This is a genomic window from Nocardioides korecus, from assembly GCF_054778395.1.
Window position 1 is genome coordinate 187,132 of the sequence record NZ_BAAGZO010000004.1, and the last position, 25,483, is coordinate 212,614.

The following is a 25,483-nucleotide window of genomic DNA, read 5'->3' on the forward strand; positions in this document are numbered from 1 at the left end:
GCGGGCGTGCCGCGATCCCCCGGTCGGCGTCCCCGGGCGTGTCCGGAACCCCCTCTCGGCGCAGGACTGCGTGCGGGGATGCCCCTCTCGGCGCAGGACTGCGTGCGCGGATGCCCCGGTGGGCTAGCGCTGGGCCGGCGGGCCGGAGCGGAGGGTGCGGCGGAGCTCGGCGGCGGGGTGGGCGGGAGCGTCGGGGGTGGCGTACGGCGCGAGCCCCCAGGCGTACGCCGCGGCCAGCGCCTGCAGACGGGCGGCCCGGGTGATCCCGGCCTGACGGCCCAGCGACCGGATCGTCGCGTCGTCGATCGGGGTGCTCGGCTTGCCCAGGGCGGCGGCGGCCCGCTGGAGGTGGCCCTGCGCCCGCGCGGCCGACAGCCCGACCACACGCACCCCGCCCGGTCCGGTCTCGCCCGCCGTCGACCGCAGCGACTGCTCGACCCAGGCCCGGAGGCCCCGCTGCATCCGGCTCACGCCGTCGCCGACGCTGCCCGCCCGGCGCACGACCGCGACCGCCTTCTCGTCCCCGGTGGCCTCGGTGAGCGCGGGGACGAACGCGTCCGGCGCACGCGTCGTGGCGGCGTACGCCGGCAGCCCCTGGACCCACTGGTCGGCGAGCCGCATCGCGGTCTGCGGGTCGTTGGCGTCGACCTCGACCGGCGGGGCGCCACACGCGGAGACGACCAGCGCGAGCACCCCCAGCAGGCCGGCCAGCAGCCCGGGCACGCGTCGGTCGGGTCGGGGGCTCGAGGGTCGTGCGAGAAGGCGTGGCACAGTGCCCTGAAGGCTACCGAGCCGGTGAGCGAGCCGGCGGATCTGGAGGAGCACGTGCCGGGACTGCGAGGACTGCGAGGTCTGGCGGGCAAGACCGCCGTCGTGACGGGGGCGAGCCGGGGCATCGGCCTGGGCATCGCCCAGCGGCTGGTCGAGGAGGGCGCGCGGGTGGTCGTCACCGCCCGCAAGCGCGAGGCGCTGGACGCGGCCGTGGAGCAGCTCGGCGGGCCCGAGCACGCACTCGGGGTCGCGGGCGGCGCCGACGACGCCGAGCACCGCGAGGAGACCGTCGCCGCGGCCGTCGCGACCTTCGGCAGCCTGGACCTGCTGGTCAACAACACCGGCATCAACCCGGTCTACGGACCGCTGATGGACCTCGACCTCGACGCCGCGCGCAAGATCACCGAGGTCAACACCATCGCCGCGCTGGGGTGGGTGCAGGCCGCCCACCGCGCCTGGCTCGGCGAGCACGGCGGCGCGGTCGTCAACGTGGCCTCGGTCGCCGGGCTGCGGCCCGCCCCCGGCATCGACCTGTACGGCGCGAGCAAGGCGATGCTGATCCGCCTGACCGAGTCGCTGGCCGTCGAGCTCGGCCCGGCGATCCGGGTCAACGCCGTGGCGCCGGCCGTGGTGAAGACCCGGTTCGCCACTGCGCTCTACGAGGGGCGCGAGGAGCAGGTCGCCGCGGCGTACCCGCTGAAGCGGCTGGGGACCCCCGAGGACGTCGCCGCGACCGTGGCCTTCCTGCTGTCGGAGGAGTCGGCCTGGACCACCGGCCAGACGGTCGTGCTCGACGGCGGCGTCACCCTCACCGGCGGCGTCTGAGCACACCCCGACCGGCCGGCCGGTCCCGGTCGTAGGGTGGCCGGCATGGACCTCAGCCTCACCGACGAGCAGGAGAGCTTCCGCGCCGCTGCCCGCGCCTTCCTCGACAAGGAGGCCGTGCCGCACCGCACCGAGTGGGACCGCCGCGAGGCCGTCGACCTCGACATCGTGCCCAAGATGGCCGAGCTCGGGTTCTTCGGCCTCACCATCCCCGAGGAGTACGGCGGGGTCGGCGGTGACTACGTCACCTACGCCATCGCCATGGAGGAGCTCGGCCGGGCCGACTCCGCCCTGCGCGGCATCGTCTCGGTCTCGTCGGGCCTGGTCGGCAAGTCGATCCTGTTCCACGGCACCGAGGAGCAGAAGCAGGAGTGGCTCCCCCGCCTGGCGACCGCCGAGGTGCTCGGCTGCTTCGGCCTGACCGAGCCCGACATCGGCTCCGACGCCGGCAACCTCACCTCCAAGGCGCGCCGCGACGGCGACGACTGGGTCCTCAACGGGCAGAAGCTGTTCATCACCAACGGCACCTGGGCCGACGTCGCCCTGGTCTTCGCCCGCACCGGCGGCGACGGTCCCCGCGGCATCTCGGCCTTCCTGGTGCCGACCGACACCGAGGGGTTCGAGGCCCGCGAGATCAAGGGCAAGCTCGGCCTGCGCGGCCAGGCCACCGCCGAGCTGTTCCTCACCGACGTGCGGGTCCCGGCCTCGGCGATGCTCGGCGAGGAGGGCACCGGCTTCAAGATCGCGATGTCCTCGCTCGACAAGGGCCGCGTCGCAGTGGCCGCCGGCTGCGTCGGGATCGTGCAGGGCTGCCTGGAGATCGCCGTCGAGCACTCGGTCACCCGGACCCAGTTCGGCCGCACGATCGCGTCCTTCCAGCTGGTGCAGGACATGATCGCCGACATCTCCCTGGACGCCGACGCGGCGCGGCTCCTGGTCTGGCGCGCCGCCGACCTGATCGACCGTGGCGAACCCTTCGGCACGGCCGCGTCCAAGGCCAAGCTCTACGCCTCCGAGGCCGCCGTGCGCGCGGCCAACAACGCCATCCAGGTCTACGGCGGCGCGGGCTACGTCGACGAGTACCCGGCCGAGAAGTACCTCCGCGACGCCCGCGTGATGACGCTCTACGAAGGCACCAGCCAGATCCAGAAGCTGCTCATCGGCCGCGCCGAGACCGGCGTCAGCGCCTTCCTCTGACCCCCAACGGCTCGAACGGCTCGACCAGCGGGACCCCTCGTCGGTCGAGCGCGTCCCGCCTGTCGCGACCGCCCATCCCCCTCACCTAGGAGACGCATGACCGTCCTGTCCCTCGCCAGCATCCTCGCCGAGTCCGCCCGCCGCGTCCCCGACAAGGTCGCGGTCGTGGAGGGCAACCAGCGGGTCACCTACGCGGAGCTGTGGCGCGACGCGAGGCGGTACGCCGCCGGGCTGGTCGAGCAGGGTCTGGGGGCCGGGTCGAGGGTGGCCCTGGTCTGCCCCAACGTCACCGACTTCGTGCGGGCCTACTACGGGATCCTCGCGGCCGGCGCCACGGTCGTGCCCGTGCCGACGCTGCTCAACGCCGAGGAGGCGGCGTACCTCGTCCAGCACTCCGGCGCCCAGGCGGTGCTGCACCACGCGACCTTCGCCGACGTCGCCGGCGGGGCCGCGCAGGCCGCCGGCGTGCCCGCCCACGACGTGACCGGCTTCGCCGCGGGCCTCGAGCCCATCGCGGCGCACGTGAGTCGCGACGCCGACGACATGGCCGTGATCTTCTACACCAGCGGGACGACCGGTCGCCCCAAGGGCGCCGTGCTCAGCCACCTCAACCTGGTCATGAACGCGACCGTGAACGCGTTCGACGCCAACCCGATCCGCCGCGACGACGTGGTGATGGGCTGCCTGCCGCTGTTCCACACCTTCGGCCAGACGGTGTCGATGAACTCCACCTTCCGCGTGGGCGCGACCCTGGTGCTCCAGCCGCGGTTCGACCCGGTCCAGGCGCTGGAGATCATGCGGACCGAGGCCACCACGCTCTTCTTCGGCGTGCCCACCATGTACATCCACCTCCTCACCGCCGCCCGCGCCGCCACCGAGCTGCCGGACCTGCGCGAGTGCGTCTCGGGTGGGGCGTCGCTGCCGGTGGCCGTGCTGGAGGACTTCGAGAAGACCTTCGCCACCACCGTCTACGAGGGCTACGGGCTGTCCGAGACCTCGCCGACCGCCTCGGTCAACCAGCCCTGGTTCGGCACCCGCGCCGGCACCGTGGGCCACCCGATCTGGGGCGTCGACGTCGAGATCGCCGACGAGCACCTGCTCGAGGAGATCAGGCTGCTCCCGCGCGGCGAGCTCGGGGAGATCGTGATCCGCGGCCACAACGTCTTCCAGGGCTACCTCGACAACCCCGGGGCGACCGCGCAGTCCATCGTCGACGGCTGGTTCCGCACCGGGGACATCGGCCGCCTCGACGAGGACGGCTTCATCTGGATCGTGGACCGCACCAAGGACCTGATCATCCGCGGCGGCTTCAACGTCTACCCGCGCGAGGTCGAGGAGGTGCTGATGCGCCACCCCGGGATCGCGCAGGTCGCGGTGATCGGGCTGCCCGACGCCAGCAGCGGCGAGGAGATCTGCGCCGTGGTCGTGCCGGCCGACGGGGCGACGCTCGAGCCAGCCGAGCTGATCGCCTGGTCGCGCGAGCACCTGGCCAAGCACAAGTACCCCCGCGTCGTGCACCTGCTCGACGAGCTCCCCACCGGACCCAGCCACAAGGTCCTCAAGCGCGAGCTGCGGACCCGCTTCACCGACTGACCCGACGCTCCCCGGCCCCGGCCGCCGCACCCAGCCCGCGGCGCCCGGGGTCGGCGTACGCCTGCCCGCGGAGCGTCCCCGCCGCAGCACCTGAACGTGGACTGACGGCACCCCCGCGCGGCACACAGGTCGTGCAGGTCGCTCACAGGAAGCACACAGCCTCCGGGGCCATGGTGGGACACATGAGCGATCAGCAGCTGCCCGAGGACCGGGACCGCCAGGCCCGCCGCACCAGCACCGTGCGGCGCGGGGTCGTGGCCGCCGGCACCGTCAGTGCCCTCGGGGCCGCGGTCGCCATCGGTGCCGCGACCACCGCGAGCGGCTCGACCGGCACCACCACCACCGGCGGCACGGGCACGGGCACGACCGAGCCGAGCAGCACCACGCCCACCGCCAGCCCGAGCGCCACCGCGACCACCACCACGCGCCCCCGGCACCACCGCCGGGCCCAGGCCCAGAAGGCCCCGCAGACGCGGTCCGCCACGCCGAGCACCCAGCAGGGCACCTCGGGCTCCTCCTCCTCGGGCCGGCTCGCCACGCCGGGCGGCGGCGCGCCGCCCCAGGGCCACTCGGGGGGCTCGTGAGCCAGGACCCCCGCGACCCCCACGACGCACACCACCACCCCTCGCACGGAGAAGAGACCACGATGAACGAGACGCCGCAGCAGCCCCAGCACCGCCCGCTCCCCCTGCCCACCACCCCGCAGCAGGCCGCCCGCGCCCGCAGCACCCGCCGCGTCGGCCGGGCCCGCGCCCTCGTCGCCGGCGGCGCCGTCCTGGCCTCCGTGGCCGGCGCCGGGGCCCTCGTGGTCGCGAACGCGACCGCCGACACCTCCTCCAGCACCTCCACCGCCTCCTCGAGCACGAACAGCTCCAGCGCGACGAGCAGCACCAGCAGCACCAGCAGCACCAGCAGCAAGGCGAGCTCGACCACCTCGGGCCTGGTCTCCAGCGGCAGCGGGAGCACCAGCAACGCCTCCACCAGCGGGTCGTGACCACGGTGGACGACGCGATCACCGGCGGTGGGACGGCCGCCAGCGACTGGGACCTGTGGAGCACCCGGGCCCGCCTGGTCGTCACCGACCCGGCGACGCTCGACGACGCCCGCGCCCTGGTCGACGACGAGCTGCTCGCGGTCGAGCTGGCCTGCAGCCGCTTCCGGCACGACAGCGAGCTGATGACGCTGGTGCGCGACGCCGACGGCGGCGCCGAGGTGAGCCCGCTGCTGGCCGAGCTGGTCGGCGAGGCCCTGGAGGCCGCCCGCGAGACCGACGGCGCCCTGGACCCGACGCTGGGATCGGCGCTGGTCAGCATCGGCTACGACCGCGACATCTCGGTGCTGCGGACCGAGGGCGCACCGCGTCCGGTCCCCGTCGTCGTGCGCCGCGCCCCCGGCTGGAGGTCCCTGAGCCTGGACGGGACGCACCTGCAGATGGCCCCCGGCACCCAGCTCGACCTCGGCGCCACCGCGAAGGCCTCGGCGGCCGACCGGTGCGCCCGGCTGGTGCACGACCGCCTCGGCACCGGGGTGCTGGTCTCGCTGGGCGGCGACATCGCCACCGCGGGGCCCGGACCCGACGGTGGCTGGCAGGTCACCGTGCAGGACCTCCCCGACGACGTGCCGCAGCAGATCACGCTCACGCCCGGGGCCGCCGTGGCCACCTCCAGCAGCGCGAAGCGCACCTGGGACCAGCACGGCGTCCCCCGTCACCACCTGCTCGACCCGCGCACCGGCGAGCCCACCCGCGGCCCGTGGCGCAGCGCGACCGTCGTGGCACCGACGTGCCTCCAGGCCAACACCGTGACCACCGCGGCCCTGGTCAAGGGCGCCGACGCCGTCGGCTGGCTCCGCGCGACCGGCTGGCCCGTCCGGCTCGTCCCCCACCACGGCCCGGTCGTCACCCTCGGCGGCTGGCCGCAGGAGGTGGCGGCATGAGCGAGGCCCTGTGGGCCCTCGGCCGCGGCACCGGTCTGGTCGCCCTGGTGATGTTCACCCTGACCCTCGCCCTGGGCGTGCTGACCCGGTCGGGACGCGACGCCGTCGGCCTGGGGCGGTTCGGGCTCAACGAGGTCCACCGCACGGCCGCACTCACCGGCGTCGGCCTGATCGCGGTGCACGTCGGGACGCTGCTCCTCGACCCCTACGCCCAGCTCGAGGTGGTCGACCTGGTCCTGCCCTGGGTGGGCACCTACCGCACCTTCTGGCTCGGGCTCGGCACGCTGGCCGTCGACCTCCTGATCGTGGTCACCGTCGTCAGCCTGCTGCGCGACAAGGTCGGCCCACGCGTCTTTAAGGCCGTCCACTGGGCGACGTACGCCCTGTGGCCGGTCGCGCTCCTCCACTCGCTCGGCACCGGCACCGACGCCGGGTCGCTGTGGATGGACGCCATCGCCGTCGTCTGCACCGCGGTCGTCGCGGCCTCGGTGGGCTGGCGCCTCCTCCCGTCGTACGCCGAGCGCGGCAACGCCCGCACCTCCAGGAACGTGATCCGATGACCGAGCTCGACACCCGTCGCCCCACCGGCGCCCGTCGCCTCCTGGGTGCGGCGCCCGAGACGCCCCTGCCGCGCCTGGCCCCCGAGGAGCTGGTCGCCCTGACCGAGGCCTCCGGCCTGACCGGCCGGGGAGGCGCGGGCTTCCCCACCGCCCGCAAGATCGCCGGCGTCGCGGGCCGCCACCCCGTGGTCGTCGGCAACGCGATGGAGGGCGAGCCGCTGAGCTCCAAGGACGCCGTCCTGCTCCAGCACTCCCCCGGCCTGGTCGTCGACGGTCTGGCCCTGCTGGCGCGCACGCTCGAGGCGAGGCGCGCGGTCCTGGCCACCGGCCCGGAGGTCGACTCCACCGCCGTCCGCGCCGCTGCCGCCGGCACGGAGGTCGAGGTCCTCGACCTCGAGGGCGGCTTCGTCGCCGGGCAGGAGTCGGCGCTCGTGCGCCAGGTCGACGGCGGCCCGCCGGTGCCCACCGACCCGCTGGTGCCGGTCTACCGCAAGGGCGTCGGCGGCCGACCCACCCTGGTGCTCAACGCCGAGACCCTCGCCCAGCTCGCCCTGGCCGCGCGCCACGGCGCTGGCTGGTTCCGCGAGCAGGGCACGGCCGAGGACGCCGGCACCTTCCTGACTACCATCACCGCCTCGTCGGCGGACCTGATGACCCACCCCGGCGTGCTCGAGGTGGCCCGCGGGACCACGCTCCGCTCGGTGCTCGAGGCCGCCGGCACCGACCTGGACCGGGTGGGCGCCGTGCTCGTCGGCGGCTACCACGGCGCCTGGGTCCCGGCGTACGCCCTGGAGACGCGGCTGACCCGCGCCGACCTCGCGGCGTACGGCGCCTCCCCGGGCGCGGGCGTCCTGCACGTCCTGGACCGCGACGCCTGCCCGCTCGTCCACGCGGCCGAGATCGCGGCGTACCTCGCCGGGGAGAGCGCCCGCCAGTGCGGCCCCTGCGTCAACGGCCTGCCCCGGATGGCCCAGTCGCTGCGCCGCCTGGCCCGCCCCGGCCACCACCCGGGCCTGCTGGCCGAGGTCGACCGGATGACCGCCCTGGTGAACGGTCGTGGCGCCTGCGCCCACCCCGACGGCACGGTGCGCTTCGTCGCGAGCACGATGCGCACCTTCTCCGACCACGTCTCGCAGCACCTGGAGGGTGAGTGCCGTGCGCGTGCACGTTGACTGGACCCGGTGCGACGGCCACGGCGCCTGCGCCGAGCTGCTGCCCGAGCTGCTGGCCCCCGACGAGTGGGGCTTCCCCCTGACCCGCACCGGCGAGAGGGACCCCACCGTCCCGCCCGACCTCCTCGACCACGCCCGCCGCGCGGTCAAGGCCTGCCCGCTCCAGGCGCTGCGGCTGGTCGACCAGCCGGGCTGACCCCGGGCTGCCCGCCGCGCTCAGTCCACCGGCGCCTCGAGCGGGGGTACGCCGACCCGGGCCTCGGCTCGGTCGCGGTTCCCCAGCACCACCAGCGCCAGCCCGAGGAGCATCACCGCGAGCCCGGCGAGCGCGGCCGGCGGCGGGGTCTGTCCCAGCAGGAAGGCCGCGATCGTCGCGGCGCCGGGCACCTCGAGCAGCAGGGCGAGCGAGACCACCAGCGGACCCGTCGTCGCGAGCAGGTGGTTGAAGACCGAGTGCCCCAGCAGCTGCGCCGTCGCCGTCACCAGCAGGAGCAGCCCCCACTGCCCCAGGGGGTAGCCGCCCAGGTCCTGTCCCGCGACCAGGCACGTCACCACCAGGACCAGGGCGCAGGAGCCGTAGCAGACGAAGGTGTAGGTCGTGGTGCTCGTGCTCTGCCGCGCCCGCGAGCCCAGGACGGTGTACGCCGCCGCGGCGATCCCCCCGACCAGGGCCAGCCCGTCGCCGGCCAGCGCCCGGGGTGAGAGCGAGAAGTCCACCCCGGAGACGACCAGCACACCGGTCAGGGCGAGGACCAGCCCGAGGACCACCGTGCCGGCGTACCTCTGACCGCGCAGGAGCTGCCACGCCACGATCCACACCAGTTGCAGGCACACGATGGCGGTGGCCGAGGCGACCGAGGTCAGGGTCAACGAGGTCACCCAGGTCGCGAAGTGCACGGCCAGGGCCAGCCCGGAGGCCAGCACCAGCCCGAGCCGCCGGCCGCGCAGCGTGGCGAGCCCGTCGCGGTGGGTGGTCAGGGCGGTCGGGGCCAGGGCGACGGTGGCGAAGGCGTTGCGCCAGAAGGCGATCGCCAGGGGCGGCACCACCGCGTAGGCCATCAGGGGTCCCGACAGGGACACCGCGACCACGGCGACGGCCAGGAGGAGCAGGGTGCGCACGAGCGCCATCCTCGCCCGGACCCGGGTCGCGCCCGCGACCGGGTGGCGGCCTCAGGCCCGGTGCGACTCCAGCACCCGGAAGCCCTTGGCGCTGCTCAGCTTCTCGGTCGGGAACCCCTGCTCCTCGAGCCAGCGGGTCAACGAGTCGGCGCCGAGGTTCTTGCCCACCACCATCACCGCCCGCCCCTCACGGGTCAGGCGCGGCAGCCACTGCAGCAGCAGCTCGTGCAGGGCGTCCTTGCCCACGCGGATCGGGGGGTTCGACCAGATCTCGTCGTACGCCGCCCCCGGGTCGACCTGGTCGGGGGTCAGCGCCCGGAAGCGGTCCGCCACCCCGAGGCGCTCGGCGTTCTCCTGCGCGAGCAGCAGGGCGCGCTCGTTGACGTCGACGGCCGTGACCCGGGCCTCGGGCACCGCGACCGCGATGGCGAGCCCGATCACGCCGTAGCCGCACCCGAGGTCGAGCACCTCGCGGGCGCCCTCGGGCGGACCCTCCTCGCGCAGCAGCACGCCGGTCCCGACGTCGACCCGCCCCTGGGCGAACACCCCGGACCCCGACGTCAGCTCCAGCCAGTGGCCCCACACGTGCGCGCGCACCGGCGCCCGCTTGAAGGGGGTGCTGGGGTCGGCGGTGAAGTAGTGCTCCTCCACGCCTCTCCTCCTCGCGTCGCGACGGTCCACAGGGTGCTGCGAGGACCCACTTTTCCACAGCCCGTCGTACGCCGCTGGTGCCGCCCGGAGCGAGCAGGTGGGCTGCCCGTCATGAGCGCACCCGCCACGACCGAGGACCTCGAGATCACGCCCCCCGCCGACGTGCCCGACGCCGTCGGCGCCCCCGACCCGCCCGCACCACCGGTCGCCCCGGCGACCGCCTCGCCCCACCTCAACGAGGTCGTCCTGACCGGCCGGGTCAGCGCGACGCCCGAGGAGCGCGAGCTGCCCAGCGGCGACCGCCTGGTCACCTTCCGGGTGATCGTCGACCGCCCACCCGAGCGGGGCAGCACCAAGCGGGCCGTCGACGTGATCGACGTGGCGTGCTGGGGTGCCCGGGTGCGGCGGTCGGCCCTGAAGCTCTCCGCGGGCGACGCGGTCCGCGTCGAGGGCTCGTTGCGACGACGCTTCTTCGCGGCCGGCGCCGGCCGGGCCAGCCGCTACGAGGTCGAGGCCCGGCGTGCGGTCCGAGATCCCGGGTGAGCCCCGCGGCGACCCGCGCCGGGGCCGGCCCTCAGGCCTCCAGCGTGCGCACGGCCCGGGACTCCCGGGCCCGGGCGGCCAGCTGGGCGTCGTCGGGGTAGGCGACCTCCTCCAGGGTCAGCCCGTGGGCCCGGGCGACCTTGACCGACGGGTCCCGCCGCCGGCCCGCCAGCACCTCGTGGACCCAGTCCGCGGGCTGGCGGTGCTCACCCACCGCGACCAGGCAGCCCACCAGGGACCGCACCATGTGGTGGCAGAACGCGTCCGCGCGCACCGTGGCCACCGCCAGCCCCGCGGGGTCGCGCTCCCACCGCAGGTCGAGCAGGGTCCGGATCGTGGTGGCCCCGACCCGCTTGCGGCAGAACGAGGCGAAGTCCTGCTGGCCCAGCAGCCCCGACGCCGCCGCGTTCATGGCCTCGAGGTCCAGCCGCCGGTCGTGGACCAGCACGTGGGAGCGGGTCAGCGGGTCGACCAGCTCGGGGCCGTCGGCGACGCGGTAGGCGTAGCGGCGCCACACCGCGCTGAACCGGGCGTCGAAGCCCTCGGGCGCGGCGCTGACCCGGTGGATCCGCAGGTCGGGGTCCAGGGTCCCGTTCAGCCGCCGGGTCAGGGTCGCCGTCGCGTCCTCCCGGCTGCGTCCCCGCGCCGCCTCGAGGAGGTCCGGCTCGAGGTCGAGGTGGGCGACCTGGCCGCGGGCGTGGACCCCGGTGTCGGTGCGTCCGGCGACCGTCAGCCGGGCCTGGTCGGTGCGCAGCACCATCCGCAGGGCCTGCTCCAGCTCGCCCTGCACGGTGCGCAGGCCCGTCTGGGCGGCCCAGCCGTGGAAGGAGGTCCCGTCGTAGGCGAGGTCGAGTCGCAGTCGCACGCCCCGCATCCTCCCCCACCGACCGGGCCCGGCGCGGGCCGGGGCGACGCCCCGGTGAGAGGCTCTCCCTCGTGCGCGCCCCCCTGCCCCGCCTCCTGCAGCTGGTCGCGGGCTGCCTGGTCCTCGGGCTCGGGGTGACCCTGCTCCTGCGGGCCGACCTGGGCTCCGACGGCTACTCCACCCTGGTCAACGGTGTGGCCCTGTCCTCCGGCGTCCCCTTCGTGGTGGCCAACCTCGGCGTGAGCGTGCTCTTCCTCGTCCTGGCCGCCCTGCGTCGCGTCCCGCCGGGTCTGGGCACCGTGGTGCAGGTCGTGGTGGTCGGGGTGAGCGTGTCGCTGCTGCTGCCCGTGATCAGCACCCCGTCGTCGCTGCTCGGGCAGGTCCTGCTCCTGGCGGCGGCCTTCCCGGTGCTCGCGGTCGGGATCGCGGCCTACCTCGGCACCCAGCTGGGAGCGGGCCCCGCGGAGGGGGCGGCCCTGGCCTGGGACCCGCCGGTGCCGTTCCGCTGGAGCTACAGCGCGGTCCAGGGCGGCGGGGCCCTGGTCGGCTGGGCGCTGGGGGCCACCCTCGGTGCCGGCACCGTCGCGGTGATCGTCCTGCTCGGCCCCGGCGTCGACCTGGCCAGCCGGCTGCTCCGCCTCGACGTCCACCAGCGCTGACCCGACCTCCTCGGCGCGGGTGGGGGGGCTGAGCAGGGCCGAGGAGGCGCGCCCTGCTCGACAGGTCGGGGAGGATGGGGCCATGAGCTCCGCGACCCCCGAGCCCCCGGCCTCCACCGACCAGCCACGCCCGGTCGTCGTCCTGTGCGCGCCGCACCACGCCGACGTCCTCGAGGCGCAGTTCGCCCGCTACACCCACGACTACGACGTGCGCACCACGACGGACGCCGCCTCCACGACCGCTCTGCTGACGGCTGACACCCTCGGACCGGTCGCGTTGGTGGTCACCGAGACCGAGCTGCCCGACGCCCACGTCCTGCGCGCCCTGTCGGCCTGGCGGGCGCAGGCCCCGCGCGCCCGCCGGCTCGTCGCCGCGCACCACGAGCACTTCCGGCTGCGCGCCGACGAGCTCCGTCCGGGCCTGGCCACCGGCAAGTACGACGCCTACCTGCTGATGCCGCGCGGCGTGCGCGACGAGGAGTTCCACACCGCCGTCACCGAGATGCTGTCCGACTGGGGCTCGACCGCGCCGGTCGTCCCCACGGTCCACATCGTCTCCGCCCGCCTCGACGCCGTCACCGTGGCCCTGCGCGACTTCGCCTACCAGATGGGGATGCCGGCCGAGGTCGTCGCGCCCGACTCCGACCTCGGCCTGGAGATCGTCGCCCGCCACGCCGCCGGGGGCCACGAGCACGACGCCGAGCTCCCCCTGGTCTCCGCCCTGGGCGGTCGCACCAGCCAGCCCCGGTCGGTGCAGGAGCTGGCGGCCACCATCTACGGCGCTCCCGACCAGGTCGACGTCGACGAGGTGGTCGACCTGGTCGTCGTGGGCGCCGGCCCCGCCGGACTGGCCGCGGCCGTCTACGGGTCCTCCGAGGGCCTGTCCACGGTCGTCCTGGAGGCCGGCGCCGTGGGCGGGCAGGCCGGCACCAGCTCGATGATCCGCAACTACCTGGGCTTCCCCCGCGGGATCTCGGGCATGCGGCTGTCCCAGCGCGCCCGGAGCCAGGCCCTGCGCTTCGGGACCCGCTTCTTCACCGGGTGGCCGGCGGTCGACGTGGTCCCCGGTGCCGTCGGGGAGCCGCACACCGTCCTCACCGACGGCGGCCAGGTGCGGGCCCGCTCGGTGCTCGTGGCCACCGGGGTCGACTACCGCCGCCTGGGCGTCGACTCGGCCGAGGAGCTGGTCGGTCTGGGCGTGCACTACGGCGCCACGGTCAGCGCGGCCCCCGAGATGGAGGGCCGCGACGTCTTCGTGGTGGGCGGCGGCAACTCCGCGGGCCAGGCGGCCCTGCACCTGGCCCGGTTCGCCCGCTCCGTCACCCTCCTCGTGCGCCGCCGCGACGTGCGCGAGACGATGTCGGACTACCTGGTCCGCGAGATGCACTACCTGCCCTCGGTGACCGTGCAGCCCTGCACCGCCGTCGTCGGGGCCGGTGGCGAGGGACGGCTCGCCTGGGTGGACCTGCGCGACCTCGAGACCGGCGAGGTGACCCGCCGTGAGGCCGGCGGCCTGTTCCTGCTGCTCGGCGCCGAGCCCCGCTGCGACTGGTTGCCGCCCGACGTGGCCCGCGACGAGCGCGGCTTCGTGCTCACCGGCCGCGACGTCCCCACGGACCGGTGGACCGACGGGCTGCCTCCCGCCAACCTGGCCACGACGGTCCCGGGCCTGTTCGCCGCGGGCGACATCCGGGCCGGCTCGATGAAGAGGGTGGCCGCGGCCTCGGGCGAGGGCGCCAGCGTGGTCCCGCTCGTGCACGCCCACCTGGCCGCGCTCGACCACGGCACCGGCTGAGCGGCGTACGACCGGGAACGCCGCAGGGCCCCTCACCACGCCGTGGTGAGGGGCCCTGCGGGGTGCTGCGTCAGGGCTGGGTGCTCAGGCGCCGGCCTTGGTGAAGCCGGCGGCCTCGGCGGACTCGGCGGAGTCGAACCACACCTCGGCCACCGTCTGGGCGTACCACTGGCCGTCGGGCTCGTGGAACTTCTTGGAGTCCTCGTTGCCCTTGACCGGGAAGCCCTCGGGGACCTCCTCGGGGTCGGCCAGCGGGGCGTGCGAGCCGGGGTAGGCCGACTCCCCGTCGGTCTCGGCCTGGTCCTGCGCCGCGCTCACCTCGGTGGGCTCGGTCTCCACGACCTGCTCGGTGCCGGACTCGTCGGTGGCGACGACCTCGGCCGGCGCGTCAGCGGCCGGCTGGGACACCGCGGCCGGGGCCGAGGTGCTGGTCGAGCGCGACGAGGACGCGGTGCCCGGGGTGAACGCCTCGGTCACCAGCTCGATGACCGCCATGGGGGCGTTGTCGCCCTTGCGGGGGCCCAGCTTGGTGATGCGGGTGTAGCCACCGGGACGCTCGGCGAAGGTCGGCGCGATCTCGGTGAAGAGCTGGTGCACGACCGACTTGTCGCGGATGGTCTTGAGGACCTCGCGACGGTGGTGCAGGCTCTCGACGGTGCCGAGGTCGGCCTTCTTGGCCTTGGTGATCAGCTTCTCCGCGACCGGGCGCAGCGTGCGCGCCTTGGCCTCGGTGGTGGTGATCCGGCCGTGCTCGAACAGCGCCGTCGCCAGGTTCGACAGGATCAGGCGCTGGTGGGCCGGGCTACCGCCGAGGCGGGCACCCTTCTTGGGGGTAGGCATGGTTCTTCTCGATTCTCCCCGGCCGTGTCAGGTACCGGAGTAGAGGCAGGTTGGTTGTGCGAGGGGCTGAGCCTTCGGCTCAGTACTGCTCGTCCTCGACGAACGAGTCGTCGTCGTCGTCGTACGCCGCCAGGGCGGTCGCCGGGTCGAAGCCGGGGGCGCTGTCCTTGAGGGACAGACCCATCTCGACCAGCTTGGCCTTGACCTCGTCGATCGACTTCGCACCGAAGTTGCGGATGTCGAGCAGGTCCTGCTCCGAGCGGCTGATGAGCTCACCCACGGTGTGGATGCCCTCGCGCTTGAGGCAGTTGTAGGACCGGACGGTCAGGTTCAGGTCCTCGACCGGGAGGGCGAGGTCCTGGGCCAGCTGCTCGTCGACGGGCGACGGGCCGATGTCGATGCCCTCCGCCTCGACGTTGAGCTCACGGGCCAGACCGAACAGCTCGACCAGGGTCTTGCCCGCCGACGCGATCGCGTCGCGGGGGCTGATCGAGGCCTTGGTCTCGACGTCGATGACGAGCTTGTCGAAGTCGGTGCGCTGCTCGACGCGGGTGGCCTCGACCTTGTAGGTCACCTTCAGCACGGGGCTGTAGATCGAGTCGACCGGCAGGCGGCCGATCTCGTTGTCGGCACCCTTGTTCTGCACCGAGGAGACGTAGCCGCGGCCACGCTCCACGATCAGCTCCATCTCGATCTTGCCGTTGGAGTTGAGCGTGGCGATCTTCAGGTCGGGGTTGTGCACCTCGACGCCGGACGACACCTCGATGTCGGCGGCGGTGATCACGCCGGCCCCGGACTTGCGCAGGACCATGGCGATCGGCTCGTCGTGCTCGCTGGAGACGACGAGGCCCTTGAGGTTGAGGATGATCTCGGTGACGTCCTCCTTGACACCCTCGATGGTCGAGAACTCGTGGAGAGCCGTGTCGACCTTGATGCTGGTGACGGCCGCGCCCGGGATGGAGGAGAGCAGGGTGCGACGCAGGGAGTTGCCGAGGGTGTAGCCGAAGCCGGGCTCCAACGGCTCGATGACGAACCGCGAGCGGAACTCGTTGACGACCTCTTCAGAGAGTGTCGGGCGCTGAGCGATGAGCACTGGTGGTGTCCTTTCCGAGCCCCTCCGCTATATGACGGACTCGAACTCACAGGTGGTTGAGCGGATGGAGGAGGGAGTTACTTCTTCGAGTAGTACTCGACGATGAGCTGCTCCTGGACGGGCAGCTCGATCTGCGCACGCAGCGGGCGCGAGTGCACGAGGATGCGCATCCGCGACGGCATGGCCTCGAGCCACGCCGGGACGATCCGGTCGCCGTGGGTCTCGCGAGCCACGATGAACGGGGTCATCTCCAGGCTCTTCTCGCGCACGTCGATGATGTCGTGGGCGTCCACCTGGTACGACGGGATGTCGACCTTGTGGCCGTTGACGCGGAAGTGGCCGTGCACGACGAGCTGACGGGCGTGGCGACGCGTGCGGGCGAACCCGGCGCGGTAGACCACGTTGTCCAGACGGCACTCGAGCAGCTGCAGCAGGTTGTCACCCGTCTTGCCGCTGCGGCGGGCCGCCTCCTCGTAGTAGTTGTGGAACTGCTTCTCCATCACGCCGTAGGTGAAGCGGGCCTTCTGCTTCTCCTGCAGCTGGTTGCGGTACTCGGACTCCTTGATGCGGGTCCGGCCGTGCTGCCCGGGGGCGTAGGGGCGCTTCTCGAACGCCTTGTCCTCACCGACGAGGTCGACACCGAGACGGCGCGACTTCTTGGTCATGGGGCCGATGTAACGAGCCATGGGTCAAAGTCTCCTGTTCAGTCTCGGGTCAGACGCGCCGGCGCTTGGGCGGGCGGCAACCGTTGTGGGGGGTGGGGGTGACGTCCTGGATGGTGCCGACCTCGAGGCCGATCGCACCCAGCGAGCGGATCGCGGTCTCGCGGCCCGAGCCCGGGCCCTTGACGAAGACGTCGATCTTCTTCATCCCGTGGTCCATCGCACGACGACCAGCGGCCTCGGCGGCCATCTGCGCGGCGAACGGGGTGGACTTGCGCGAGCCCTTGAAGCCGACGGTGCCGGCCGAGGCCCACGAGATCACCGCACCGGTGGGGTCGGTGATGGTGACGATGGTGTTGTTGAACGTGCTCTTGATGTGGGCTTCGCCCTGAGCGATGTTCTTCTTCTCCTTGCGGCGCACCTTCTTGGCGCCGGCCGCGGTGCGGCTCTTGGGGGGCATGCAGTACTCCTGAGTCTTCTGGGGTCAGTTCGAGGCGGTGATCGTCAGGCGGAGCCTGAGGTCACTTCGCCTTCTTCTTGCCGGCGACGGTGCGCTTGGGGCCCTTGCGGGTGCGAGCGTTCGTCTTGGTGCGCTGTCCACGCACGGGCAGGCCCATGCGGTGACGACGGCCCTGGTAGCTGCCGATCTCGATCTTGCGGCGGATGTCCGCCTGGACCTCGCGACGGAGGTCACCCTCGATCTTGTAGTCCGCTTCGATGGCGTCGCGGAGCTTGACCAGGTCGTCGTCGTTCAGCGTGTGGACCCGAGCGTTCGGGTCGATGCCGGTGACGGCCAGAAGCTGCTGGGAGCGGGTACGGCCGATGCCGTAGATGTAGGTGAGTGCGATCTCGATGCGCTTTTCGCGCGGGAGGTCGACACCGACGAGGCGTGCCATGTGGTGGCCCTTCTTGTGTGTGCACGGTGGTCTGGTCGTGTCGCGTCCTGGCGGTCCCGAGGGGTTCCTCGAGCCAGGCTCCGGCCATCCGCTCCGGAGGTGGTGGGGACCAGGACGAGCGAGCTCGTCGTGGTCCCGTAGCGATCACATGGTGATGGTGGTGTTCAGTTGTGACGCAGCGGGCTGGTTCAGCCCTGGCGCTGCTTGTGACGCGGGTTCTCGCAGATCACCATGACGCGGCCGTGGCGACGGATCACCTTGCACTTGTCACAGATCTTCTTGACGCTCGGGTTGACCTTCATGTCAGCCCTTTCTCTTCGAGTCGGCTACTTACTTGTAGCGGTAGACGATGCGACCTCGGGTGAGGTCGTAGGGGGAGAGCTCCACCACGACGCGGTCCTCGGGGAGGATCCGGATGTAGTGCTGGCGCATCTTGCCGCTGATGTGGGCGAGCACCTTGTGTCCGTTGGAGAGCTCCACCCGGAACATGGCATTGGGGAGGGCCTCCACGACGGAGCCCTCCATCTCGATCACGCCTTCCTTCTTCGGCATGTCCTCCGCAATCTGTTGTCGATGTCGTGCCTACCGTGTGGCCCGGGAACCGCCCACCCCGGGACAGCACGCTGCGACCAGGGTGGTGGACCTCGTGGGACGATCGCTGGTGCACGAACCCCTGAGCGCACGACCGCGACGCCTCAGCATCGAGATCACGCTCGTCGGGCAGCCGCTAGGCACCACGAAACGAAGCCCACGTTGGGCCAAGAGTCGAGTGTACGCGGAAACGCCTCCCCACCGCCAATCGCGGCCCCCTCAGCGTGCGTGCAGCTCCACGAACCGCGACAGCACCGTCATCGGATGCTCGACGGGAACCGCGCGCGAGCGCTCCTTGAGGGTCTCGGCCTCGGCGGGGTCGAAGTAGCCCGCGTGCTGGTAGACCTCGATCCGGGTGCACACCCCCGCCAGGTCGAGCTCGGGGTGGAACTGCGTCGCGTAGACGTGGCGGCCCACCCGGAACGCCTGGGTCGGGCACGCCGGCGAGGTCGCCAGCCGCACGGCACCGGACGGCAGCTCGAGCAACGACTCCTTGTGCCCGCCGTACGCCGCGAACTCACGGGGTACGCCGGAGAACACCGGGTCGGCCCGCCCCTCCGGGGTCAGCGCCACCGACAATGGGCCCACCGGCTCGGGGAAGGACCGGTCGACCACCCCGCGCTGGTGCGTCCCGAGCACCCCGATGCCGTAGCACGCCCCGAGGAACGGCAGGTCGCGCTCGACCACCTCGTCGAGCAGCACCGCGAGGTCGGCCTCGGCCTCGACCTGGGCGCGGGACTTGGAGTCCTCGGGGTCGCTGGCGTTCCACGGCCCGCCGCCGAGGAGGACCCCGCTGAACGAGTCGAGGTCCACCCGCCCCAGGCGCTCCTCGCAGAGCACCCGCCGGGGCAGCTCGTGGGGATCCAGGCCCGTGAACCGCAGGAAGGAGGCGTACTCGTCCTCGGCGGCCTCGGGCTCGGCGCGGATGGAGAGCAGCAGGAACGGGAGCAGGTCAGTCCCCGCCGTAGGGCACGCCGAGCCGGCCCAGCATCTCCCGGCCGCCGTCGAGCGCGGTCAGGACCCACGCGCCGTCGGGGGTGAGGGTGAAGGTGTGCTCGAAGTGCGCGGCCCAGCTCCCGTCGTCGCTGACGATGGTCCAGTCGTCGTCGTCGACCAGGGTGTCCTTGCTGCCCAGCGTCACCATCGGCTCGACCGCGAGGGCCAGGCCCAGCTCGAGCTTGGGACCCCGCCCGGGGCGGCCGAAGTTCGGCACGTTGGGCGGCTGGTGCATCGCGGTCCCGATGCCGTGACCGGTGAAGTCCTCCAGGATGCCGAAGCTCCCGCCGGTGGGGTGAGGCTGGGAGCGCACCGAGGTCTCGACGGCGTGGGAGATGTCGGAGACCCGGCCGCCCAGCCGGGCGGCCGCGATCCCGGCCCACATGGAGGCCTCGGTGACCCGCATCAGCTCGCGGACGTCGTCGCGGACCTCGCCGACGCCGACGGTGATCGCGGCGTCGCCGTGCCAGCCGTCGACGATCGCGCCGCAGTCGATGGAGATGACGTCCCCGTCGACCAGGACGCGCTCCCCCGGGATCCCGTGCACGACCTGGTCGTTGACCGAGGCGCAGATCGTGGCCGGGAATGGCGGGTGGCTGTAGCCCTTGAAGGACGGAACGCCACCGGCGCCGCGGATGTGCTCCTCGGCGAGCGCGTCGAGCTCACCGGTGCTGACGCCCGCGCGCACGTGGTCGCGCAGCAGCTCGAGGGTCTCCCCCACGAGCCGGCCCGCCACCCGCATCAGGGCGATCTGCTCCGGTGTCTTGATCTCGATGCCGCGGTCGCGCCACCCCATGGGACGTGTCCCTCGGCTCAGCTCGGGCTGACGTCGGACAGGGCCGCGAAGACGCGCTTGGTGACCTGGTCGACCTCGCCCATGCCGTCGACCTCGTGGAGCAGGCCACGCTCGCGGTAGACCTCGATCAGGGGCTCGGTCTGCTCGGCGTACACCTCCTGGCGGCGGCGCACGACGTCCTCGGTGTCGTCGGAGCGGCCGTCGGTCTCGGCGCGCTGGAGCAGGCGCTGCACGAGCTCCTCCGGGTCGACCGTGAGCACGACGACCGCGTCGAGCTGGTGCCCGGTGAACTTGATCATCCCGTCGAGCTCCTCGACCTGGGCCAGGGTGCGTGGGTAGCCGTCGAGCAGGAAGCCGGGCTTGGCGTCGTCCTCGTCGATGCGGTTGCGGACCATCCGGTTGGTGAGGTCGTCGGGGACGTACTCCCCCGCGTCCATGTACTCACCCGCCTTGACGCCGAGCTCGGTGCCCTTGGACACGTTCTCGCGGAAGATGTCGCCGGTCGAGATCGCCGGGATGGCGAACTGCTCGGCCACACGGCTGGCCTGGGTGCCCTTGCCGGCCCCGGGGGGCCCCATCAGGATGAGTCGCATTAACGCAGGAATCCTTCGTAGTTGCGCTGCTGGAGCTGGCTCTCGATCTGCTTCACCGTGTCGAGGGCGACACCGACCATGATCAGCAGCGAGGTGCCGCCGAACGGGAAGTTCTGGTTGGCCTGGACGACCACCAGGGCGATCAGCGGGATCAGGGACAGCAGACCGAGGTAGAGAGCACCTGGCAGCGTGATGCGGGTGAGGACGTAGTTGAGGTACTCCTCGGTCGGCTTGCCCGCCCGGATCCCGGGGATGAAACCGCCGTACTGCTTCATGTTGTCGGCCACCTCTTGGGGGTTGAAGGTGATGGCGACGTAGAAGTACGTGAAGAAGATGATCAGCAGGAAGTAGGCCAGCATGTACAGCGGGTGATCGCCCCGCACGAAGTACCGCTGGACCCACTCGAGCACCGGGTTGGTGGACCCGGCGTTGAACTGGACCGCCATGGCCGGCAGGTAGAGCAGGCTCGAGGCGAAGATGACCGGGATGATGCCGGCCTGGTTGACCTTCAGGGGGATGTACGTCGAGGAGCCGCCGAACATCTTGCGCCCGACCATCCGGCGCGCGTACTGCACGGGGATGCGGCGCTGGGCCTGCTCGATGAAGACCACGGCCGCCATCACGACGAGCCCGACCAGGATCACCGCGCCGAAGACGTAGGGGCCCTTGGCCTTCTGCACGCCCCACAGGGCGGCCGGGAAGGTGGCGACGACCTGGGTGAAGATCAGGATCGACATGCCGTTGCCGATGCCGCGGTCGGTGACCAGCTCGCCGAGCCACATGATCACGGCGGTGCCGGCGGTCATCGTGACGACCATCAAGATCGCCTGGAAGGTGGTGTCCTCGTAGAGGAGGTCCTTGTTGCAGTTCTGCAGCAGGTTGTTGGTCCGCGCCAGGGCCACGATGCCGGTGCCCTGGAGGATCGCGAGCGCCAGCGTCAGGTAGCGGGTGTACTGGGTGATCTTGGTCTGCCCGGACTGACCCTCCTTCTTCAGCGCCTCGAGCCGTGGGATGACCACGACGAGCAGCTGCAGGATGATGCTGGCCGTGATGTACGGCATGATCCCGAGCGCGAAGATCGTCAGCTTCAGCAGCGCACCGCCGGAGAAGACGTTGATCAGGCCGTAGAGGCTGCTGTTGTTCTTGTCAGCCAGGCAGCTCTGCACGTTGGGCACGTCGACACCCGGGATCGGGATCTGGGACCCGAGCCGGAAGATGGCCACGATCAGAAGCACGAACAGCAGCTTCTTGCGCAGGTCCGGCGTGCGGAAAGCGTTGACGAATGCCCCTAGCACGAGCTCCTCTTTCGATGGTGACGCGTCGACCCCGGCGCAGAAGTCCACCCGGACCAGATCCGTGGAAGCCTAACAGGGCAGGAGGACCGCCCACGGACTGGTCCGTGAGGATCTTCCTGCCCTGTCGGCGAGATGTGTGGTGCAGCCTCAGCGCTCGGTCGCGGTGCCACCGGCAGCCGCGATCTTCTCCTTGGCGGAGGCGGAGAACTTGTCCGCGGTCAGCTGGACCGCGACGGTGATCTCACCCTGGCCCAGCACCTTGACGGGCTGGCCCTTGCGCACCGCACCGCGGGCGACGAGCTCGGAGACCCCGACCGTGCCGCCCTCGGGGAACAGCGCGGAGATCCGGTCCAGGTTCACGACCTGGAACTCGACCTTGAACGGGTTCTTGAACCCCTTCAGCTTGGGCAGGCGCATGTGGATGGGCATCTGGCCACCCTCGAACGCCACCGGGACCTGGTAGCGGGCCTTGGTGCCCTTGGTGCCACGTCCCGACGTCTTGCCCTTGGAACCCTCACCGCGACCCACACGGGTCTTGGCGGTCTTGGCACCCGGAGCCGGGCGCAGGTGGTGCAGCTTCAACGACGACATCAGTCAACCTCCTCGACCGTCACCAGGTGACGGACGGTGTGGACCATGCCCCGGAACTCGGGACGGTCCTCCTTGACGACCACGTCACCGATCCGCTTCAGACCCAGCGAGCGCAAGGTGTCGCGCTGGTTCTGGTTGCGGCCGATGCCGGACTTCTTCTGCTCGACCTTCAAGCGTGCCATCAGACCGGCACCTCCTGGCTGACGCCCTCCGGGACCTCGGCCTTGGCGCGCAGCAGTGCGGCCGGGGCGACGTCCTCGACGCGCAGACCACGACGAGCGGCCACGGCCTCGGGCTCTTCGAGACCCTTCAGCGCGGCCACCGTGGCGTGCACGATGTTGATCTGGTTGGAGGAGCCGAGCGACTTGCTCAGCACGTCGTGGATGCCGGCGCACTCGAGCACCGCACGCACCGGACCACCGGCGATGACGCCGGTACCCGGGGAGGCGGGGCGCAGGAACACGACGCCGGCCGCCTTCTCACCCTGGACGGGGTGAGGGATGGTGCCCTGGATGCGGGGGACGCGGAAGAAGCTCTTCTTCGCCTCCTCGACGCCCTTGGCGATCGCCGCGGGCACCTCCTTGGCCTTGCCGTAGCCGACACCGACCATGCCGTCGCCGTCGCCGACGATCACCAGGGCGGTGAAGCTGAAGCGACGACCACCCTTGACGACCTTGGCGACACGGTTGATCGCGACGACGCGCTCGATGTACTGGCTCTTCTCCTGCTGGCCGCCACGACCACCGTCACGGCCGCCGCGGCGCTCACCGCCGGAGCGCTGTCCGCGCTGGGGTCCGCTCATGGTTCTACCTCTTCCAGTTTCTTGAAGCTGACGTGATCAGAAGGTCAGGCCGCCCTCGCGGGCGCCGTCCGCGAGGGCCGCGACGCGACCGTGGTACTTGTTGCCGGCGCGGTCGAAGACCACACCGTCGACACCGGCGGACTTGGCGCGCTCGGCGACGAGTGCACCGACCTTGCGGGCCTTGGCGGTCTTGTCCCCGTCGGTGGAGCGCACGTCGGCCTCCATCGTCGAGGCGTACGCCAGGGTCTTGCCGACCAGGTCGTCGACGACCTGCACGGTGATGTGCTTCGAGGAACGGGTGACCACCAGGCGCGGACGCTCGGAGGTGCCGTTGACCTTCTTGCGACCACGGATCTGACGACGCGTGCGGGACGCGGCGCGGGCAGCGGTGTGCTTGCCTCGCTTGAGTGAGATGGCCATCACTTACCAGCCTTTCCGACCTTGCGGCGAATCTGCTCGCCCGCGTAGCGGACGCCCTTGCCCTTGTAGGGCTCCGGCTTCCGCAGCTTGCGGATGTTGGCGGCGACCTCGCCGACGAGCTGCTTGTCGATGCCCTGGACACCGAGCTTGGTGGGGCTCTCGACGGTGAAGGTGATCCCGTCGGGGGCGTTGAACGTGATCGAGTGCGAGTACCCGAGCTGGAACTCCAGCTGGGTCGGGCCCTTGGACAGGACGCGGTAACCCACGCCCACGATCTCGAGCTTCTTCTCGTACCCCTGGGTGACGCCGAGGACCATGTTGTTGATCAGGGTCCGGGTCAGACCGTGGAGGGCACGGCTGTTGCGGTGGTCGTCGGGACGCTTGACCTCGAGGGTGCCCTCGGCGTTCTCGACGGTGATGGGCTCAGCGACGACGTGGGACAGGGTGCCCTTGGGGCCCTTGACCGTGACGAGCTGCTGCTGGACCTGCACGTCGACCCCGGACGGGACCGGGACGGGCAGCTTGCCGATGCGTGACATGTGCTTCTACCTCAGCTTCCTGGTCACCAGACGTAGGCGAGGACTTCCCCACCCACGCCCTTGCTGTTGGCCTGACGGTCGGTGAGCAGACCCTGGCTGGTCGAGATGATCGCGACGCCGAGGCCACCGAGCACCTTGGGCAGGCCCGTGCTCTTGGCGTAGACGCGCAGGCCGGGCTTGCTGATCCGGCGCACGCCGGCGATGGAGCGCTCGCGGTTGCGGCCGTACTTCAGCTGGATCTCGAGGGTCTTGCCCACGACGTCCTCGTGGTCGGCGACCTCGAAGGAGGTGATGTAGCCCTCCTGCTTGAGGATCTGGGCGACGCCCTCCTTGAGCTTGCTGTGGGGCATGCTCACGGAGTCGTGGAACGCCTGGTTGGCGTTGCGCAGACGCGTCAGCATGTCTGCGATCGGGTCAGTCATGGTCATGGCCGTATCGGCCCTTTCTCCACCCTGGTTTCGACCCGAGTCTCGGGTCGACCTGGAGCGATCGTTGATGTGTGCGGGGACGAGGCAGGCCGAGAGGCCTGCGTCGAGGTGGTTACCAGGAGCTCTTGGTGACGCCGGGGAGCTCGCCGCGGTGGGCCATCTCCCGCAGGCAGATCCGGCACAGGCCGAACTTGCGGTAGACCGCCTTGGGCCGGCCGCAGCGCTGGCAGCGGGTGTAGCCGCGCACCGCGAACTTCGGCTTGCGGGCCGCCTTGACCTTCAGTCCAGTCTTCGCCATGTCAGTTGTTCTCCTTGAACGGGAAGCCGAGCTTCTTCAGCAGCGCGCGACCCTCGTCGTCGTTCGTCGCCGTGGTGACCACGGTGATGTCCATGCCGCGCGAGCGGTCGATGCGGTCCTGGTCGATCTCGTGGAACATCACCTGCTCGGTCAGGCCGAAGGTGTAGTTGCCACGGCCGTCGAACTGACGGTCCGAGAGACCGCGGAAGTCACGGATGCGGGGCAGCGCCAGGGCCAGCAGGCGGTCGAGGAACTCCCACATGCGGTCGCCGCGCAGCGTCACGTGGGCGCCGATCGGCATGCCCTCGCGCAGCTTGAACTGGGCGATGGACTTGCGGGCCTTGGTGACCTGCGGCTTCTGGCCGGTGATCGCGGTGAGGTCGCGCACGGCGCCCTCGATCAGCTTGGAGTCGCGGGCAGCCTCGCCCACACCCATGTTGACCACGATCTTGGTCAGGCCGGGGACCTGCATGACGTTGGCGTAGCCGAACTGCTCGCGCATCGCGGGGAGGATCTCCTCGCGGTACCGGGCCTTCATGCGGGGCCCTGCGGTCTGCTCGGCCGACTGGTCGTTGTTGATCTCGGTCATTGCCTCAGTCATCAGATCTCTTCTCCGGTCTTACGGGAGACGCGCACGCCACGGGTGGCCTTGTACGTCGACCCGTCGGAACGGCGCTTCTCGACCTCCACGCGCTTGGAGCCGAGGCGGGTCGTGCCCTCACCCTCGACGACCATCACGTTGGAGGCGTGGATCGGGGCCTCGGAGGTCACGATGCCGCCGGTGCTCCCGGCCGCGCCGCCCTGGTTGGCCGCCTTGGTGTGGCGCTTCATCAGGTTGACGCCCTCGACGACCACCCGCTGCTCCTCGCGGAGCACCTGGATGACCTTGCCCGAGACGCCCTTGTCCTTGCCGGCGATCACCTTGACGGTGTCGCCCTTCTTGATCTTGACGCTCATC

General features: G+C 71.8%; 36 protein-coding genes. 12 read left to right on the top strand and 24 right to left on the bottom strand.

What is annotated here, in order from left to right; translation table 11 throughout:
- Nucleotides 1-123 precede the first annotated feature (123 nt).
- Nucleotides 124-723 (bottom strand): hypothetical protein, encoded by a 600-nt coding sequence (locus ACYVDA_RS09335; protein ID WP_460817566.1) that lies wholly within the window; start codon nucleotides 721-723, stop codon nucleotides 124-126.
- Nucleotides 724-795: 72 nt separating this feature from the next.
- On the opposite strand from ACYVDA_RS09335, the gene ACYVDA_RS09340 reads away from it, so the two are divergent.
- From ACYVDA_RS09340 to ACYVDA_RS09380, 9 genes are all read left to right on the top strand, one after another.
- Nucleotides 796-1,596, top strand: coding sequence for an SDR family oxidoreductase (locus tag ACYVDA_RS09340; RefSeq protein WP_460817568.1), 801 nt, complete (start codon nucleotides 796-798; stop codon nucleotides 1,594-1,596).
- A 45-nt stretch (nucleotides 1,597-1,641) separates the two neighbouring features.
- Nucleotides 1,642-2,793, top strand: coding sequence for an acyl-CoA dehydrogenase family protein (locus ACYVDA_RS09345; protein ID WP_460817571.1), 1,152 nt, complete (start codon nucleotides 1,642-1,644; stop codon nucleotides 2,791-2,793).
- 96 nt (nucleotides 2,794-2,889) lie between these two features.
- Nucleotides 2,890-4,386: a long-chain-fatty-acid--CoA ligase gene (locus tag ACYVDA_RS09350; RefSeq protein ID WP_460817573.1), complete on the top strand. Its 1,497-nt coding sequence runs from the start codon at nucleotides 2,890-2,892 to the stop codon at nucleotides 4,384-4,386.
- Between the two features lie 182 nt (nucleotides 4,387-4,568).
- Nucleotides 4,569-4,970 (top strand): hypothetical protein, encoded by a 402-nt coding sequence (locus tag ACYVDA_RS09355; RefSeq protein WP_460817575.1) that lies wholly within the window; start codon nucleotides 4,569-4,571, stop codon nucleotides 4,968-4,970.
- Nucleotides 4,967-5,380, top strand: a complete 414-nt coding sequence (locus ACYVDA_RS09360; RefSeq protein WP_460817577.1) for a hypothetical protein — start codon at nucleotides 4,967-4,969, stop codon at nucleotides 5,378-5,380. The genes ACYVDA_RS09355 and ACYVDA_RS09360 overlap by 4 nt, the downstream gene beginning before the upstream one ends.
- Nucleotides 5,377-6,321 (top strand): FAD:protein FMN transferase, encoded by a 945-nt coding sequence (locus ACYVDA_RS09365; protein ID WP_460817580.1) that lies wholly within the window; start codon nucleotides 5,377-5,379, stop codon nucleotides 6,319-6,321. The genes ACYVDA_RS09360 and ACYVDA_RS09365 overlap by 4 nt, the downstream gene beginning before the upstream one ends.
- Complete coding sequence (locus ACYVDA_RS09370) at nucleotides 6,318-6,881, top strand: ferric reductase-like transmembrane domain-containing protein (RefSeq protein WP_460817581.1); 564 nt, start codon at nucleotides 6,318-6,320, stop codon at nucleotides 6,879-6,881. The genes ACYVDA_RS09365 and ACYVDA_RS09370 overlap by 4 nt, the downstream gene beginning before the upstream one ends.
- Entirely contained in the window at nucleotides 6,878-8,053 is a 1,176-nt protein-coding gene (locus tag ACYVDA_RS09375; RefSeq protein WP_460817584.1) for an NADH-ubiquinone oxidoreductase-F iron-sulfur binding region domain-containing protein, read from the top strand. The genes ACYVDA_RS09370 and ACYVDA_RS09375 overlap by 4 nt, the downstream gene beginning before the upstream one ends.
- Complete coding sequence (locus ACYVDA_RS09380) at nucleotides 8,037-8,249, top strand: ferredoxin (protein ID WP_460817586.1); 213 nt, start codon at nucleotides 8,037-8,039, stop codon at nucleotides 8,247-8,249. Before ACYVDA_RS09375 ends, ACYVDA_RS09380 begins: the two co-directional genes overlap by 17 nt.
- 20 nt (nucleotides 8,250-8,269) lie before the next feature.
- Here ACYVDA_RS09380 and ACYVDA_RS09385 read toward each other — a convergent pair whose 3' ends face one another.
- Together ACYVDA_RS09385 and ACYVDA_RS09390 are read right to left on the bottom strand one after the other, a co-directional pair.
- Nucleotides 8,270-9,172, bottom strand: a complete 903-nt coding sequence (locus ACYVDA_RS09385) for a DMT family transporter (RefSeq protein WP_460817588.1) — start codon at nucleotides 9,170-9,172, stop codon at nucleotides 8,270-8,272.
- A gap of 51 nt (nucleotides 9,173-9,223) precedes the next feature.
- On the bottom strand, nucleotides 9,224-9,823 hold the full coding sequence (locus ACYVDA_RS09390; protein ID WP_460817591.1) for a class I SAM-dependent methyltransferase: 600 nt from the start codon (nucleotides 9,821-9,823) through the stop codon (nucleotides 9,224-9,226).
- 111 nt (nucleotides 9,824-9,934) lie between these two features.
- On the opposite strand from ACYVDA_RS09390, the gene ACYVDA_RS09395 reads away from it, so the two are divergent.
- Nucleotides 9,935-10,366, top strand: coding sequence for a single-stranded DNA-binding protein (locus tag ACYVDA_RS09395; protein WP_460817593.1), 432 nt, complete (start codon nucleotides 9,935-9,937; stop codon nucleotides 10,364-10,366).
- Between the two features lie 31 nt (nucleotides 10,367-10,397).
- On the opposite strand, the gene truA is transcribed toward ACYVDA_RS09395, so the two are convergent.
- Complete coding sequence (gene truA, locus ACYVDA_RS09400) at nucleotides 10,398-11,231, bottom strand: tRNA pseudouridine(38-40) synthase TruA (RefSeq protein ID WP_460817595.1); 834 nt, start codon at nucleotides 11,229-11,231, stop codon at nucleotides 10,398-10,400.
- Between the two features lie 71 nt (nucleotides 11,232-11,302).
- Here truA and ACYVDA_RS09405 point away from each other — a divergent pair, with 71 nt between their 5' ends.
- Complete coding sequence (locus tag ACYVDA_RS09405; protein WP_460817599.1) at nucleotides 11,303-11,890, top strand: hypothetical protein; 588 nt, start codon at nucleotides 11,303-11,305, stop codon at nucleotides 11,888-11,890.
- Between the two features lie 82 nt (nucleotides 11,891-11,972).
- Complete coding sequence (locus ACYVDA_RS09410) at nucleotides 11,973-13,685, top strand: NAD(P)/FAD-dependent oxidoreductase (RefSeq protein WP_460817601.1); 1,713 nt, start codon at nucleotides 11,973-11,975, stop codon at nucleotides 13,683-13,685.
- Nucleotides 13,686-13,769: 84 nt separating this feature from the next.
- Here the strand turns inward: ACYVDA_RS09410 and rplQ are convergent, their stop codons facing one another.
- The 20 genes from rplQ to rplX form a co-directional block, all read right to left on the bottom strand.
- Nucleotides 13,770-14,525, bottom strand: a complete 756-nt coding sequence (rplQ, locus tag ACYVDA_RS09415) for a 50S ribosomal protein L17, sunset domain variant (RefSeq protein WP_460817604.1) — start codon at nucleotides 14,523-14,525, stop codon at nucleotides 13,770-13,772.
- A 79-nt stretch (nucleotides 14,526-14,604) separates the two neighbouring features.
- A complete protein-coding gene (locus ACYVDA_RS09420; protein WP_460817607.1) occupies nucleotides 14,605-15,618 on the bottom strand; it encodes a DNA-directed RNA polymerase subunit alpha in 1,014 nt (337 codons plus the stop codon).
- Nucleotides 15,619-15,695: 77 nt separating this feature from the next.
- On the bottom strand, nucleotides 15,696-16,304 hold the full coding sequence (gene rpsD, locus ACYVDA_RS09425; RefSeq protein WP_460817608.1) for a 30S ribosomal protein S4: 609 nt from the start codon (nucleotides 16,302-16,304) through the stop codon (nucleotides 15,696-15,698).
- A 28-nt stretch (nucleotides 16,305-16,332) separates the two neighbouring features.
- Nucleotides 16,333-16,740 (bottom strand): 30S ribosomal protein S11, encoded by a 408-nt coding sequence (gene rpsK / locus ACYVDA_RS09430; protein ID WP_056681707.1) that lies wholly within the window; start codon nucleotides 16,738-16,740, stop codon nucleotides 16,333-16,335.
- Nucleotides 16,741-16,801: 61 nt separating this feature from the next.
- Nucleotides 16,802-17,176, bottom strand: coding sequence for a 30S ribosomal protein S13 (rpsM, locus tag ACYVDA_RS09435; protein WP_460817611.1), 375 nt, complete (start codon nucleotides 17,174-17,176; stop codon nucleotides 16,802-16,804).
- Between the two features lie 188 nt (nucleotides 17,177-17,364).
- Nucleotides 17,365-17,478 (bottom strand): 50S ribosomal protein L36, encoded by a 114-nt coding sequence (gene rpmJ, locus ACYVDA_RS09440; protein ID WP_008361054.1) that lies wholly within the window; start codon nucleotides 17,476-17,478, stop codon nucleotides 17,365-17,367.
- Nucleotides 17,479-17,506: 28 nt separating this feature from the next.
- Nucleotides 17,507-17,728: a translation initiation factor IF-1 gene (gene infA / locus ACYVDA_RS09445; RefSeq protein ID WP_056536352.1), complete on the bottom strand. Its 222-nt coding sequence runs from the start codon at nucleotides 17,726-17,728 to the stop codon at nucleotides 17,507-17,509.
- Nucleotides 17,729-17,986: 258 nt separating this feature from the next.
- The gene (locus ACYVDA_RS09450) at nucleotides 17,987-18,718 is read right to left on the bottom strand and encodes a glutamine amidotransferase (RefSeq protein ID WP_460818150.1); all 732 of its coding nucleotides are present in this window, start codon (nucleotides 18,716-18,718) and stop codon (nucleotides 17,987-17,989) included.
- A gap of 1 nt (nucleotide 18,719) precedes the next feature.
- Nucleotides 18,720-19,559 carry a type I methionyl aminopeptidase gene (gene map / locus ACYVDA_RS09455; protein ID WP_460817612.1) on the bottom strand — a complete coding sequence of 280 codons (840 nt, stop codon included), beginning with the start codon at nucleotides 19,557-19,559 and terminating at the stop codon, nucleotides 18,720-18,722.
- 17 nt (nucleotides 19,560-19,576) lie between these two features.
- Entirely contained in the window at nucleotides 19,577-20,152 is a 576-nt protein-coding gene (locus ACYVDA_RS09460) for an adenylate kinase (protein WP_460817614.1), read from the bottom strand.
- A complete protein-coding gene (gene secY, locus ACYVDA_RS09465; protein WP_460817616.1) occupies nucleotides 20,152-21,447 on the bottom strand; it encodes a preprotein translocase subunit SecY in 1,296 nt (431 codons plus the stop codon). The genes ACYVDA_RS09460 and secY overlap by 1 nt, the downstream gene beginning before the upstream one ends.
- A gap of 147 nt (nucleotides 21,448-21,594) precedes the next feature.
- Nucleotides 21,595-22,038: a 50S ribosomal protein L15 gene (gene rplO / locus ACYVDA_RS09470; RefSeq protein WP_460817618.1), complete on the bottom strand. Its 444-nt coding sequence runs from the start codon at nucleotides 22,036-22,038 to the stop codon at nucleotides 21,595-21,597.
- Complete coding sequence (gene rpmD / locus ACYVDA_RS09475) at nucleotides 22,038-22,220, bottom strand: 50S ribosomal protein L30 (RefSeq protein WP_460817620.1); 183 nt, start codon at nucleotides 22,218-22,220, stop codon at nucleotides 22,038-22,040. The genes rplO and rpmD overlap by 1 nt, the downstream gene beginning before the upstream one ends.
- Nucleotides 22,220-22,840, bottom strand: coding sequence for a 30S ribosomal protein S5 (gene rpsE, locus ACYVDA_RS09480; RefSeq protein WP_460817622.1), 621 nt, complete (start codon nucleotides 22,838-22,840; stop codon nucleotides 22,220-22,222). The genes rpmD and rpsE overlap by 1 nt, the downstream gene beginning before the upstream one ends.
- A 36-nt stretch (nucleotides 22,841-22,876) precedes the next feature.
- A complete protein-coding gene (gene rplR, locus ACYVDA_RS09485; protein WP_460817625.1) occupies nucleotides 22,877-23,260 on the bottom strand; it encodes a 50S ribosomal protein L18 in 384 nt (127 codons plus the stop codon).
- Entirely contained in the window at nucleotides 23,260-23,799 is a 540-nt protein-coding gene (gene rplF, locus ACYVDA_RS09490; protein WP_460817627.1) for a 50S ribosomal protein L6, read from the bottom strand. The genes rplR and rplF overlap by 1 nt, the downstream gene beginning before the upstream one ends.
- A gap of 23 nt (nucleotides 23,800-23,822) precedes the next feature.
- Entirely contained in the window at nucleotides 23,823-24,227 is a 405-nt protein-coding gene (gene rpsH / locus ACYVDA_RS09495) for a 30S ribosomal protein S8 (RefSeq protein WP_460817630.1), read from the bottom strand.
- Nucleotides 24,228-24,339: 112 nt separating this feature from the next.
- Nucleotides 24,340-24,525: a type Z 30S ribosomal protein S14 gene (locus tag ACYVDA_RS09500; RefSeq protein WP_091729424.1), complete on the bottom strand. Its 186-nt coding sequence runs from the start codon at nucleotides 24,523-24,525 to the stop codon at nucleotides 24,340-24,342.
- A gap of 1 nt (nucleotide 24,526) precedes the next feature.
- Nucleotides 24,527-25,126 carry a 50S ribosomal protein L5 gene (gene rplE / locus ACYVDA_RS09505; protein ID WP_460817633.1) on the bottom strand — a complete coding sequence of 200 codons (600 nt, stop codon included), beginning with the start codon at nucleotides 25,124-25,126 and terminating at the stop codon, nucleotides 24,527-24,529.
- Nucleotides 25,126-25,482, bottom strand: coding sequence for a 50S ribosomal protein L24 (gene rplX / locus ACYVDA_RS09510; RefSeq protein WP_460817636.1), 357 nt, complete (start codon nucleotides 25,480-25,482; stop codon nucleotides 25,126-25,128). Before rplX ends, rplE begins: the two co-directional genes overlap by 1 nt.
- Between the last annotated feature and the right edge of the window lies 1 nt (nucleotide 25,483).